This window comes from Enterobacter cloacae complex sp. IR5418, assembly GCF_049238105.1.
Lineage (GTDB): Bacteria > Pseudomonadota > Gammaproteobacteria > Enterobacterales > Enterobacteriaceae > Enterobacter > Enterobacter hormaechei.
Map to the genome: position 1 here is coordinate 1 of NZ_JBMKHS010000014.1, position 13,339 is coordinate 13,339.

The following is a 13,339-nucleotide window of genomic DNA, read 5'->3' on the forward strand; positions in this document are numbered from 1 at the left end:
GTGTGGGGTCTCCCCATGTGAGAGTAGGGAACTGCCAGGCATCAATTAAAGAAACCCCGTACCGAAAGGTGCGGGGTTTTTTGCTTTTGTTTTCTCCCTCTCCCTGTGGGAGAGGGACGGGGTGAGGGCATCAAACCGCACCATCCCCTCCTTGAAACTTTCTCACCTTCTGCTTGCAGACTCGACATTAAGCCTGTTTCTGGGTATCGTTAGCTGTCTGGATGTCTAAACGTTTATACGTATGCTGTGAGGATTTAAGGTTATGCCGATTCGGGTGCAGGACGAGCTACCAGCCGTCAATTTCTTGCGTGAAGAGAATGTCTTCGTAATGACAACTTCACGTGCTTCTGGTCAGGAAATTCGCCCGCTGAAGGTGCTGATCCTTAACCTGATGCCAAAGAAGATCGAAACGGAGAACCAGTTCCTGCGTTTGCTTTCGAACTCTCCGCTTCAGGTTGATATTCAGCTGCTGCGCATTGACGCGCGTGAGTCACGCAACACGCCTGCTGAGCATCTGAATAACTTCTACTGTAACTTTGACGACATTCGCGATGAGAACTTCGATGGACTGATCGTCACTGGTGCACCGCTGGGTCTGGTGGAATTTAATGACGTAGCCTACTGGCCGCAGATCAAGCAGGTGCTGGAGTGGGCAAAAGATCACGTTACGTCCACCTTGTTTGTCTGTTGGGCGGTACAGGCCGCACTGAACATCCTCTATGGCATTCCCAAGCAAACCCGCAGTGACAAACTTTCCGGTGTATATGAACACCACATACTTCACCCACATGCGTTGCTGACGCGTGGTTTCGATGACACCTTCCTGGCCCCGCATTCTCGCTACGCCGATTTTCCGGCTCAGCTGATCCGCGATTACACCGACCTGGAAATCCTGGCCGAAACGGAAGACGGCGATGCCTACCTGTTCGCCAGCAAAGACAAACGCATCGCGTTCGTTACCGGCCATCCTGAGTACGATCCGCATACCCTCGCGTCAGAGTATTTTCGTGATGTTGAAGCGGGTCTGAATCCGGATGTCCCGTACAACTATTTCCCGAAAAACGATCCACAAAACACGCCTCGGGCAACCTGGCGTAGCCACGGAAATTTGCTGTTCACCAACTGGCTCAACTATTACGTCTACCAGATTACGCCGTACGATCTTCGCCACATGAATCCGACGCTGGAGTAATCGTCTGCATTAAACGATCCTAAAGCGTTTCAGCTATTCAAATCAGGCACCTTCGGGTGCTTTTTTTATTTCCGAAATCCCACTCAACATCCGATAAAACTTTAATTCCATACTAATCAATCTGTTGTGCATCAAAATAAATTAAAATGGAAATTGTTTTTGATTTTGGAAAAATTATAGATAGTCTTAATTCTGCTGAGCGAAAACTACACAACGATCTTTCGTTCGCATCGGGGGCGTGATTTTGGATCTTTGATGAGGAGCAGAACGATGACTCAACAGGCAACAACGGTCGATGAACTGACCTTTACCCAGCCGAATGGTGAGCAAGAACAGCACGTTTTAACGGCCGAAGCGGTAGAGTTTCTGACTGAACTGGTGACCCGCTTTACGCCACAACGTAATAAGCTGCTGGCGGCACGCATTCATCAACAGCAGGAGATCGATAACGGCAAGTTGCCAGGGTTTATTTCGGAAACTGCTTCCATTCGCCACGGTGAATGGAAAATCCGCGGAATACCTGACGATTTGCAGGATCGTCGTGTAGAGATCACCGGCCCGGTAGAGCGCAAAATGGTGATCAACGCCATGAACGCTAACGTCAAAGTGTTTATGGCGGACTTCGAAGATTCTCTCGCGCCGGACTGGCGGAAAGTTATCGACGGGCAGATCAACCTGCGCGACGCCGTCAACGGCACCATTAGCTATACCAATGAAGCCGGTAAAATTTACCAGCTTAAGCCGAATCCGGCGGTGCTGATCTGTCGCGTACGCGGTCTGCATTTGCCTGAAAAACACGTTACCTGGCGCGGGGAAGCCATTCCGGGCAGCCTGTTCGACTTTGCGCTGTACTTCTTCCACAACCATAAAAACCTGCTGGCGAAAGGCAGCGGTCCCTATTTCTACCTGCCGAAAACCCAGTCCTGGCAGGAAGCGGCGTGGTGGAGTGAAGTCTTCAGCTATGCTGAAGACCGCTTCAGCCTGCCGCGCGGCACCATTAAAGCTACGCTGCTGATTGAAACCCTGCCTGCCGTATTCCAGATGCACGAGATCCTGCATGCGCTGCGCGACCACATTGTCGGCCTGAACTGCGGCCGCTGGGATTACATCTTCAGCTACATTAAAACGCTGAAAAACCATGCCGATCGTGTACTGCCGGATCGTCAGGTTGTCACCATGGATAAGCCTTTCCTGAGTGCCTACTCGCGTCTGCTGATTAAAACCTGCCACAAGCGTGGCGCGTTCGCGATGGGCGGCATGGCGGCCTTTATCCCGAGCAAAGACGTCGAGCGCAACAACCAGGTGCTCAACAAGGTGAAAGCCGATAAAGAGCTGGAAGCCCGCAACGGTCACGACGGCACGTGGATTGCACACCCTGGTCTTGCCGATACGGCGATGGAAGTCTTTAACCGCGTCCTCGGCGACAACAAAAACCAGCTGTTTGTCACCCGTGAAGAGGATGCGCCAATCGCAGAAGAACAACTGCTGGCGCCGTGTGCGGGAGAGCGGACGGAAGAGGGGATGCGCGCCAACATCCGCGTCGCCGTGCAGTACATCGAAGCGTGGATCTCCGGCAACGGCTGCGTGCCGATCTACGGCCTGATGGAAGATGCTGCGACGGCGGAAATCTCTCGTACCTCCATCTGGCAGTGGATCCATCATCAAAAAACGCTCAGCAACGGCAAACCGGTAACCAAAGCCCTGTTCCGCCAGATGCTGGCCGAAGAGATGCGGGTTATCCAGGACGAACTGGGCGAGCACCGCTTTAGCAGCGGGCGTTTTGACGACGCCGCACGCCTGATGGAGCAAATCACCACCTCAGATGACTTAATCGACTTCCTGACCCTGCCGGGCTACCGCTTCCTGGCGTAATCCACCACATAACAATATGGAGCATCTGCACATGAAAACCCGTACCCAACAAATCGAAGAATTACAGAAAGAGTGGACTCAACCGCGCTGGGAAGGCATTCGTCGTCCGTACAGCGCAGAGGAAGTGGTGAAATTACGCGGCTCGGTCAACCCGGAATGCACGCTGGCACAGAACGGCGCGGCGAAAATGTGGAAGCTGCTGCACGGCGGCGCCAAAAAAGGCTATATCAACAGCCTCGGCGCACTGACCGGCGGTCAGGCATTGCAGCAGGCGAAGGCCGGTATTGAAGCTATCTATCTTTCCGGTTGGCAGGTCGCGGCGGATGCAAACCTGGCCTCCAGCATGTATCCGGATCAATCGCTGTATCCGGCGAACTCGGTGCCGTCAGTGGTGGATCGGATCAACAACACCTTCCGCCGTGCGGATCAGATCCAGTGGGCGGCGGGTATCGAGCCTCACGATCCGCGATTTATCGACTATTTCCTGCCGATCGTCGCGGATGCGGAAGCCGGTTTCGGCGGCGTGCTGAACGCCTTCGAGCTGATGAAATCGATGATTGAAGCCGGTGCAGCGGCCGTTCACTTCGAAGATCAGCTGGCGTCGGTGAAGAAGTGCGGACATATGGGCGGCAAGGTGCTGGTGCCGACCCAGGAGGCGATTCAGAAGCTGGTTGCCGCGCGTCTGGCCGCAGACGTGCTCGGCGTGCCGACGCTGGTGATTGCCCGTACCGATGCGGACGCGGCGGACCTGATCACCTCTGACTGCGACCCGTACGACAGTGAATTCATCACCGGCGAGCGCACCAGCGAAGGGTTCTATCGCACGCATGCTGGTATTGAACAGGCGATCAGCCGTGGCCTGGCGTATGCCCCCTACGCGGACCTGGTCTGGTGTGAAACCTCCACGCCGGATCTGGCGCTGGCGAAGCGCTTTGCCGATGCGATTCATGCGAAATATCCGGGCAAGCTGCTGGCCTATAACTGTTCGCCGTCCTTCAACTGGCAAAAGAATCTGGACGATACCACCATCGCCAGCTTCCAGCAGCAGCTTTCAGATATGGGTTACAAGTACCAGTTCATCACCCTGGCGGGTATTCACAGCATGTGGTTCAACATGTTCGATCTGGCACACGCTTACGCGCAGGGCGAAGGCATGAAGCACTACGTTGAGAAGGTGCAGCAGCCAGAATTTGCGGCGGGCAAAGAGGGTTATACCTTCGTGTCTCACCAGCAGGAGGTGGGAACCGGTTACTTTGATAACGTGACTACGATTATTCAGGGCGGGACCTCTTCCGTCACTGCCTTAACAGGCTCAACCGAAGAAGCACAGTTCTGATGTTTTTCCCCTCACCCTAACCCTCTCCCCAGAGGGGAGAGGGGACGGTTAGGCACTGGTTTGTATTTCTCCCTCTCCCCTCCGGGGAGAGGGCCGGGGTGAGGGGTAAGGTGAAACTATGTCGCGTGGCCTGGAATTGCTGATTGCACAGACTATTTTGCAGGGCTTTGATGCCCAGTATGGCCGCTTTCTGGAAGTCACCTCCGGCGCGCAACAGCGTTTTGAGCACGCTGACTGGCATGCTGTTCAGCAGGCCATGAAGCAGCGTATCCATCTCTATGACCACCACGTTGGTCTGGTGGTGGAGCAACTGCGCTGTATTACCGAGGGTAAAAGCCCGGATGCGGAATTTTTACTGCGCGTGAAAGAGCATTACACCCATTTGTTACCCGACTACCCGCGCTTCGAGATTGCGGAGAGCTTTTTCAACTCCGTCTATTGCCGGTTATTTGACCACCGCTCATTATCTCCTGAGCGGTTATTTATCTTCAGCTCCCAGCCGGAACGCCGCTTCCGTACCATTCCGCGTCCGCTGGCGAAAGATTTCTTTCCCGATCGCGGCTGGGAAAAGCTCCTGCACCGCGTCTTAACGGATTTACCGCTGCGCCTGCCGTGGGAGAATAAAGCGCGGGATATCGGCTATATCCATGCGCATTTGAATGAAGCCTTCGGTGCTGAGGTACTCAGTCAAAGCCATTTGCAGGTTGCCAACGAGCTTTTCTATCGCAACAAAGCCGCCTGGCTGGCAGGCAAACTGGTAACGCCGTCGACCATCGTCCCGTTTCTGTTACCGATCCACCGTACCGACGACGGGGAACTGTTTGTCGATACCTGCCTGACCACCAGCGCCGAGGCCAGCATCGTGTTTGGCTTCGCCCGCTCCTATTTTATGGTGTACGCCCCGCTGCCTGCCGCCCTGGTGGAGTGGCTGCGCGAGATCCTCCCAGGCAAAACCACCGCCGAGCTGTATATGGCGATTGGCTGCCAGAAGCACGCCAAAACGGAAAGCTACCGGGAATACCTGCGCTATGTCACCACGGCCGATGAGCAGTTTATCGAGGCGCCCGGCATTCGCGGTATGGTGATGCTGGTCTTCACGCTGCCGGGCTTCGACCGGGTATTTAAGGTGATTAAGGATAAATTCGCCCCGCAGAAAGAGATGAGCGCCGCGCACGTCCGCGCCTGCTATCAACTGGTCAAAGAGCATGACCGCGTTGGGCGGATGGCGGATACCCAGGAGTTTGAAAACTTTGTGCTGGATAAACAGCAGATCGACCCGGCGCTCATGGCGCTATTGATGCAGGAAGCCTCCGCGAAAATCACCGATCTTGGCGATAAAATCGTGATTAGCCATCTTTATATTGAACGTCGCATGGTGCCGCTAAATATCTGGCTGGAGCAGTCCGAAGGTCAGGCGCTGCGGGATGCCATAGAAGAGTACGGCAACGCGATTCGCCAGCTTGCCGCCGCCAATATTTTCCCCGGCGATATGCTGTTTAAAAACTTTGGCGTCACCCGGCATGGTCGGGTGGTGTTCTACGATTACGATGAAATTTGCTACATGACCGAGGTGAACTTCCGCGATATTCCGCCGCCCCGTTACCCGGAAGATGAACTGTCCAGCGAGCCGTGGTACAGCGTCTCGCCGGGGGACGTGTTTCCGGAGGAGTTTCGCCACTGGCTGTGCGCCGACCCGCGCATCGGCCCGTTATTTGAAGAGATGCATGCCGATCTGTTCCGCGCCAGCTACTGGCGCGGACTGCAAACGCGGATCAAAAATGGGCACGTGGAAGATGTCTACGCTTACCGCCGTAAACAGCGGTTTTGCATAAGGTTTTCTCCCTCTCCCTGTGGGAGAGGGCCGGGGTGAGGGCATCAGACCGCACTTAATATTAACGAATCCCACCATACGCCAGCGTCACCTCTTTCGCGGCCTTAATCACCAGCGCGCCCAGTTCGGTCACGCGGTCGTCGGTCATGCGTGAAATCGGCCCGGAGATGGAGATGGCGGCAAACGGCTCGCGGTGTTCGTCGAAAATACAGGACGCGAGACAGCGCAGCCCGAGGGCATGTTCTTCGTCATCAAACGAATAGCCGCGCTTGCGGGTCAGAGCCAGATCTTCTTTCAGATGCACCGGGGACACCAGCGTGGCGTGGGTGTAGGCGTGCAGTCCTTTACGGTGCAGCAGACCCGTCACCTGCTCTTCGCTAAGCTGTGAGAGAAACGCTTTCCCTGCGCCAGAGGCATGCATTGGCAGCTTGCCGCCAATCGGCGCGGACATACGCATCAGCTGCGTACACTGTACCTGGTCGATGATAATCGCCTGGTGGTCGCTCTGGTCCAGCACGGCCAGGTTTACCGTCTCGCCGGACTCTTCCATCAGCTTGCGCAGAATCGGGTGCACAATCGCCAGCAGGTTGCGGCTTTGCAGGAAACTGCTGCCGACAATAAACGCATGTGCGCCCACCGCCCAGTGCCCAAGCTCGCCCACCTGACGCACAAAACCCAGCTGCTGCATGGTAGTCAGCAGACGGTGCGTAGTGGAGTTCGGCAGTCCCGCCTGTTGCGCCAGCTCCGTCAGGGCCACGCTGCCATGCGATTCGGCTATCCATTCCAGCAGCTTCAGGCCGCGCGTCAGGGATTGAACCTGTCCACCGGGCTGTGCGGCAGGGTTGGCAGCAGGTTTTCTGCCGCGTTTAGCGGGAACGGTCGTAACCATGACGAACTCCTTTTTCTGTATCGTGGAAATCATTTTCGTTTTATTTGGTGGTTTTGCAACCGCTTTCCTGACTGATCGGAGGAGTGATGGTGAACATGTCTCATGTTACCGCCGTGTGACTTTTCCACCCTGCAAGATTGTGCCAGTATGGAACGCAGCCTTTTGGCCTTGTTGAGCGTTGTCGGGAGCAAGTGTGAGCAGCAAAGTAGAGCAACTGCGTGCGCAGTTAAATGAACGAATTCTGGTGCTGGACGGCGGCATGGGCACCATGATCCAGGGCTATCGTCTGAGTGAAGACGATTTCCGCGGCGAGCGCTTTGCCGACTGGCCTTGTGACCTGAAAGGAAACAATGACCTGCTGGTGTTGAGCAAACCGTCCGTCATCAGGGATATCCACAACGCCTACTTTGAAGCGGGCGCGGATATCGTTGAAACCAATACCTTCAACTCGACAACCATCGCCATGGCGGATTACCAGATGGAATCCCTGTCGGCGGAGATCAACTTTGAAGCGGCCAGACTCGCCCGCGCCTGCGCCGACGAATGGACGGCCCGCACGCCGGACAAGCCGCGCTACGTTGCCGGGGTGCTTGGCCCAACCAACCGCACCGCGTCGATTTCACCGGACGTCAACGATCCGGCGTTTCGCAATATCACCTTTGACCAGCTGGTTGCGGCCTACCGTGAATCGACCAAAGCGCTGGTGGAAGGCGGCTCTGACCTGATCCTGATTGAAACCGTATTCGACACCCTCAACGCCAAAGCCGCGATATACGCGGTGAAAGAGGAGTTCGAGGCGCTGGGCGTTGACCTGCCGATCATGATTTCCGGCACCATCACCGACGCCTCAGGCCGCACCCTGTCCGGGCAGACAACCGAAGCGTTTTACAACTCCCTGCGCCACGCCGAAGCGCTCTCCTTCGGCCTGAACTGCGCGCTGGGGCCAGACGAACTGCGCCAGTACGTGCAGGAGCTTTCGCGCATTGCAGAGTGCTACGTCACCGCCCACCCGAACGCCGGTCTGCCGAACGCGTTCGGCGAGTACGATCTGGATGCCGACACCATGGCGGCGCAAATCCGCGAGTGGGCCGAGTCTGGCTTCCTCAACATCGTCGGCGGCTGCTGCGGCACCACGCCTGAGCATATCGCCGCCATGAGCCGCGCCGTTGCCGGGCTGCCGCCGCGCAAGCTGCCCGAGCTTCCGGTAGCCTGCCGTCTGTCCGGCCTGGAGCCGTTAACCATTGGCGACGATAGCCTGTTTGTGAACGTGGGTGAACGTACAAACGTTACCGGTTCCGCGAAGTTCAAGCGCCTGATCAAAGAAGAGAAGTACAGCGAAGCGCTGGACGTCGCTCGCCAGCAGGTGGAAAGCGGGGCGCAGATCATCGATATCAATATGGACGAGGGGATGCTCGACGCCGAAGCGGCGATGGTGCGTTTCCTCAACCTGATCGCCGGTGAGCCGGACATCGCCCGCGTGCCGATCATGATTGACTCTTCCAAATGGGAAGTCATCGAAAAAGGGCTGAAGTGCATTCAGGGTAAAGGTATCGTTAACTCCATCTCGATGAAAGAGGGCGTCGATACCTTTATCCACCACGCGAAGAGGGTGCGACACTACGGTGCCGCCGTGGTGGTCATGGCCTTCGACGAGGTGGGCCAGGCCGATACCCGCGAGCGCAAAATCGAGATATGCCGCCGCGCGTACAAAATTTTGACCGAAGAGGTGGGCTTCCCGCCGGAAGACATTATCTTCGACCCGAACATCTTCGCCGTCGCGACCGGGATTGAAGAGCACAACAACTACGCCCAGGACTTTATCGGCGCGTGTGAAGACATTAAACGCGAGCTGCCGCACGCGCTGATCTCCGGCGGCGTGTCGAACGTGTCGTTCTCGTTCCGCGGCAACGACCCGGTGCGTGAGGCGATCCACGCCGTGTTCCTCTACTACGCCATTCGCAACGGGATGGATATGGGGATCGTCAACGCCGGCCAGCTGGCGATTTACGACGATCTGCCTGCCGAGCTGCGCGACGCCGTAGAAGACGTCATCCTCAATCGTCGTGACGATGCCACCGAGCGCATGCTGGATCTGGCGGAAAAATACCGCGGCAGTAAATCTGACGAATCAGCCAACGTTCAACAGGCCGAATGGCGCGCCTGGGACGTGAAAAAGCGTCTGGAATATTCGCTGGTGAAAGGCATTACCGAGTTCATTGAACAGGATACTGAGGAGGCGCGTCAGCAGGCCGCCCGTCCGATTGAAGTGATCGAAGGGCCGCTGATGGACGGCATGAACGTGGTCGGCGATCTGTTCGGCGAGGGCAAAATGTTCCTGCCGCAGGTGGTGAAATCTGCCCGCGTGATGAAGCAGGCCGTCGCTTATCTGGAGCCGTTTATCGAGGCCAGCAAAGAGAAAGGCTCCAGCAACGGCAGGATGGTTATCGCCACCGTGAAGGGCGACGTGCACGACATCGGCAAGAATATCGTCGGGGTGGTGTTGCAATGCAATAACTATGAAATTATCGACCTGGGCGTGATGGTCCCGGCGGACAAAATCCTCAAGACCGCGCGCGAAGTGAATGCGGATCTGATTGGTCTTTCCGGGTTGATCACGCCGTCGCTGGACGAAATGGTCAACGTAGCAAAAGAGATGGAGCGTCAGGGCTTCACCATTCCGCTGCTGATTGGCGGGGCGACCACCTCGAAAGCGCACACGGCAGTGAAGATCGAGCAGAACTACAGCGGCCCGACGGTGTATGTGCAGAACGCCTCGCGCACCGTGGGCGTGGTCTCCGCGCTGCTGTCGGACACCCAGCGCGATGATTTTGTGGCGCGCACCCGCAAAGAGTACGAAACCGTCCGCATTCAGCATGGTCGCAAGAAACCGCGTACCCCGCCGGTTTCACTTCAGGCAGCGCGCGATAACGATCTGGCGTTCGACTGGTCCAGCTATACGCCGCCGGTCGCGCACCGTCTGGGCGTGCAGGACGTGACGGCCAGCATCGAAACGCTGCGAAACTACATCGACTGGACGCCGTTCTTCATGACCTGGTCGCTGGCGGGCAAATATCCGCGCATTCTTGAAGATGAGGTGGTGGGCGAAGAGGCGAAGCGTCTGTTTAAAGATGCCAACGACATGCTCGACAGACTTAGCGCAGAAAAAGCCCTCAACCCGCGCGGGGTGGTGGGGCTGTTTCCGGCGAACCGCGTGGGCGACGACGTGGAAATCTACCGCGATGAAACCCGCACCCACGTGCTGGCCGTGAGCCATCACCTGCGCCAGCAAACCGAGAAAGTGGGCTTTGCCAACTATTGCCTGGCGGATTTCGTCGCGCCGAAGCTGAGCGGTAAAGCCGACTATATCGGCGCGTTTGCCGTAACCGGCGGTCTGGAAGAAGACGCGCTGGCGGATGCGTTCGACGCGCAGCACGATGATTACAACAAAATCATGGTGAAAGCGATTGCCGATCGCCTGGCGGAAGCGTTCGCCGAGTACCTCCACGAGCGCGTGCGCAAGGTGCACTGGGGCTATGCGGCGAATGAGAACCTCAGCAACGAGGAGCTGATCCGCGAAAATTACCAGGGCATTCGTCCGGCGCCGGGGTATCCGGCCTGCCCGGAACACACCGAGAAGGGTACCATCTGGAAACTGCTCGACGTCGAAGCGCATACGGGGATGAAACTTACCGAGTCGTTCGCCATGTGGCCGGGCGCGTCCGTTTCCGGCTGGTATTTCAGCCACCCGGACAGCAAGTACTTCGCCGTGGCACAGCTTCAGCGCGATCAGATTGAGGATTACGCCCTGCGTAAAGGCATGAGCGTGTCAGAGGTAGAACGCTGGCTGGCGCCGAATTTAGGCTACGACGCAGACTAACGTCACCTTTCCTTACAACAAACAGGGCACCTCAACGGTGCCCTGTCTCTTTCTTACATTTAAACCCTTATACTGGAAGAAGGTTCTTACCACATTGCCCGGTGGCGCTGCGCTGACCGGGCCTACGCGTAGGCCGGATAAGGCGTAGCCGCCATCCGGCAAGACAACGCGCAACAAGCCTCAGGAAAACAGATAACGATAAGGAGGAAAACCTACCGTGTTGACGTTGTTACACCTGCTCTCCGCAGTCGCACTGCTGGTATGGGGCACCCATATCGTTCGTACCGGCGTGATGCGTGTGTTTGGCGCACGTTTACGTACCGTGCTCAGCGGCAGCGTTGAGAAGAAGCCGCTCGCCTTCTGCGCGGGCATTGGCGTGACGGCGCTGGTGCAAAGCAGTAATGCCACCACTATGCTCGTCACCTCGTTCGTGGCGCAGGATCTGGTGGCGCTCGCCCCGGCGCTGGTGATTGTCCTTGGCGCCGACGTCGGTACCGCGCTGATGGCGCGTATCCTGACGTTCGATCTCTCCTGGCTGTCGCCGCTGCTGATTTTTATCGGCGTCATTTTCTTCCTCGGCCGTAAGCAAAGCCGTGCCGGGCAGCTTGGTCGCGTCGGCATTGGACTCGGGCTGATCCTGCTGGCGCTGGAGCTGATTGTGCAGGCGGTCACGCCAATCACCCAGGCCAACGGTGTGCAGGTGATTTTCGCCTCGCTGACCGGCGATATTATGCTGGATGCGCTGATTGGCGCGGTGTTTGCCATCGTCAGCTACTCCAGCCTGGCCGCAGTCCTGCTGACGGCGACCTTAACCGCCGCAGGGGTAATCTCCTTCCCGGTGGCGCTGTGTCTGGTCATTGGTGCCAACCTTGGCTCTGGCCTGCTGGCGATGCTCAATAACAGCGCGGCCAATGCCGCCGCCCGCCGCGTGGCGCTCGGGAGCCTGCTGTTTAAGCTGGTGGGTAGCCTGATTATTCTGCCGTTTGTCCATCCGCTGGCGAACCTGATGGACAACCTCCCGCTGCCGAAAGCGGAGCTGGTGATCTACTTCCACGTCTTCTACAACCTCGTGCGCTGTCTGGCGATGGTACCCTTTGCCGCGCCGATGGCCCGCTTCTGCGAGCGGCTTATTCGTGATGAGCCGGAACTGGACGCACGCCTCAAACCGAAGCATCTGGACACCGCGGTGCTGGACACGCCCGCACTGGCCATCGCAAATGCCGCCCGCGAAACGCTGCGCATGGGCGATGCGATGGAAACCATGCTGGAAGGGCTGCAAAAGGTGATGCACGGCGAGCCGCGCGAAGAGAAAGAACTGCGCAGGCTGGCGGACGATATCAACGTGCTGTATACCGCCATCAAGCTCTATCTGGCGCGTATCCCGCAGGACGAACTGGCGGAAGAAGAGTCCCGTCGCTGGGCGGAAATTATTGAGATGTCCCTCAACCTTGAACAGGCTTCGGATATCGTCGAGCGTATGGGCAGCGAAATCGCGGACAAATCCCTGGCCGCACGTCGGGCGTTTTCTGTTGAAGGGCTGAAGGAGCTGGAAGCGCTGCATGAACAGCTGGTCAGCAACCTGAAGCTGGCGATGTCGGTCTTCTTCTCCAGCGACGTGCCGAGCGCGCGCCGCCTGCGCCGCAATAAACACCGTTTCCGCATCCTTAATCGCCGTTACTCGCACGCCCACGTTGAACGTCTGCACCAGCAGAACGTGCAGAGTATCGAGACCAGCTCCCTGCATCTGGGGCTGCTGGGGGATATGAAGCGTCTCAACTCGTTGTTCTGTGCGGTGGCCTATAGCGTAATGGAACAGCCGGATGAAGACGACGAGCGAGATGAGTATTAATTCCGGAAAGCACCTCGCAGTATCGTTCCATCTGGCATGACTAAATCCTGGTAAAAACGTAACGTGGCGGCGTGGGGGCTAATAAACCTGCGCCGCCATTTTTACGCTTATGAATGTATAAAATTTTATACAAGGATGTGATATGCTATCAGAAAGGCCGATACTGCGGCCCATTGCGTGGATGGGTAGTGCCTTCGCAGATTTACTCAGTTTCCCGGAGGGAATACGTAAAGACGCTGGCTACCAGTTACACCGGCTCCAGGCAGGGTTAGAAGCGGCTGACTGGAAGCCGATGTCAGAGATCGGTAAAGGCGTTGCGGAGGTACGGCTTCGTGATAATTCTGGCGCTTATCGAATTCTCTATTTGGCTCGATATGAAGATGTTGTGTACGTCCTGCATTGCTTCAACAAGAAGACGCAGCGGACATCTGGCCATGATAAATACATAGCAAAGGCACGTTTTCAGGCAGTGCTTGATGCTCGGAGAGGGTAA

8 protein-coding genes are annotated in these 13,339 nt (G+C 56.9%); 7 read left to right on the forward strand and 1 reads right to left on the reverse strand.

Annotated features, from left to right (window positions below; translation table 11 throughout):
- The first annotated feature begins 262 nt into the window (after nucleotides 1-262).
- The 4 genes from metA to aceK all read left to right on the forward strand — a co-directional run bounded on the left by metA (nucleotide 263) and on the right by aceK (nucleotide 6,270).
- On the forward strand, nucleotides 263-1,192 hold the full coding sequence (gene metA, locus ACOTX7_RS12640) for a homoserine O-acetyltransferase MetA (protein ID WP_006810513.1): 930 nt from the start codon (nucleotides 263-265) through the stop codon (nucleotides 1,190-1,192).
- Nucleotides 1,193-1,462: 270 nt separating this feature from the next.
- A complete protein-coding gene (gene aceB / locus ACOTX7_RS12645; RefSeq protein WP_047354156.1) occupies nucleotides 1,463-3,064 on the forward strand; it encodes a malate synthase A in 1,602 nt (533 codons plus the stop codon).
- A gap of 31 nt (nucleotides 3,065-3,095) precedes the next feature.
- A complete protein-coding gene (gene aceA, locus ACOTX7_RS12650) occupies nucleotides 3,096-4,400 on the forward strand; it encodes an isocitrate lyase (RefSeq protein WP_047354155.1) in 1,305 nt (434 codons plus the stop codon).
- Nucleotides 4,401-4,518: 118 nt separating this feature from the next.
- On the forward strand, nucleotides 4,519-6,270 hold the full coding sequence (gene aceK / locus ACOTX7_RS12655) for a bifunctional isocitrate dehydrogenase kinase/phosphatase (RefSeq protein ID WP_221256774.1): 1,752 nt from the start codon (nucleotides 4,519-4,521) through the stop codon (nucleotides 6,268-6,270).
- 22 nt (nucleotides 6,271-6,292) lie between these two features.
- On the opposite strand, the gene iclR is transcribed toward aceK, so the two are convergent.
- Nucleotides 6,293-7,120, reverse strand: coding sequence for a glyoxylate bypass operon transcriptional repressor IclR (gene iclR / locus ACOTX7_RS12660; RefSeq protein ID WP_000258962.1), 828 nt, complete (start codon nucleotides 7,118-7,120; stop codon nucleotides 6,293-6,295).
- A gap of 193 nt (nucleotides 7,121-7,313) precedes the next feature.
- On the opposite strand from iclR, the gene metH reads away from it, so the two are divergent.
- The 3 genes from metH to ACOTX7_RS12675 all read left to right on the forward strand — a co-directional run bounded on the left by metH (nucleotide 7,314) and on the right by ACOTX7_RS12675 (nucleotide 13,339).
- A complete protein-coding gene (gene metH, locus ACOTX7_RS12665; protein ID WP_221256775.1) occupies nucleotides 7,314-10,997 on the forward strand; it encodes a methionine synthase in 3,684 nt (1,227 codons plus the stop codon).
- Nucleotides 10,998-11,214: 217 nt separating this feature from the next.
- Nucleotides 11,215-12,846, forward strand: coding sequence for a Na/Pi cotransporter family protein (locus ACOTX7_RS12670; RefSeq protein ID WP_047354152.1), 1,632 nt, complete (start codon nucleotides 11,215-11,217; stop codon nucleotides 12,844-12,846).
- Between the two features lie 142 nt (nucleotides 12,847-12,988).
- Nucleotides 12,989-13,339 carry a type II toxin-antitoxin system RelE/ParE family toxin gene (locus ACOTX7_RS12675; RefSeq protein ID WP_006810506.1) on the forward strand — a complete coding sequence of 117 codons (351 nt, stop codon included), beginning with the start codon at nucleotides 12,989-12,991 and terminating at the stop codon, nucleotides 13,337-13,339.

What these genes read in the sequence shown, in the direction of transcription:
- aceA (WP_047354155.1), top strand. Translation starts at nt 3,096, where the DNA reads ATGAAAACCCGTACCCAACAAATCGAAGAATTACAGAAAGAGTGGACT.
- aceK (WP_221256774.1), top strand. Translation starts at nt 4,519, where the DNA reads ATGTCGCGTGGCCTGGAATTGCTGATTGCACAGACTATTTTGCAGGGC.
- metA (WP_006810513.1), top strand. Translation starts at nt 263, where the DNA reads ATGCCGATTCGGGTGCAGGACGAGCTACCAGCCGTCAATTTCTTGCGT.
- aceB (WP_047354156.1), top strand. Translation starts at nt 1,463, where the DNA reads ATGACTCAACAGGCAACAACGGTCGATGAACTGACCTTTACCCAGCCG.
- ACOTX7_RS12675 (WP_006810506.1), top strand. Translation starts at nt 12,989, where the DNA reads ATGCTATCAGAAAGGCCGATACTGCGGCCCATTGCGTGGATGGGTAGT.
- iclR (WP_000258962.1), bottom strand. Translation starts at nt 7,120, where the DNA reads ATGGTTACGACCGTTCCCGCTAAACGCGGCAGAAAACCTGCTGCCAAC.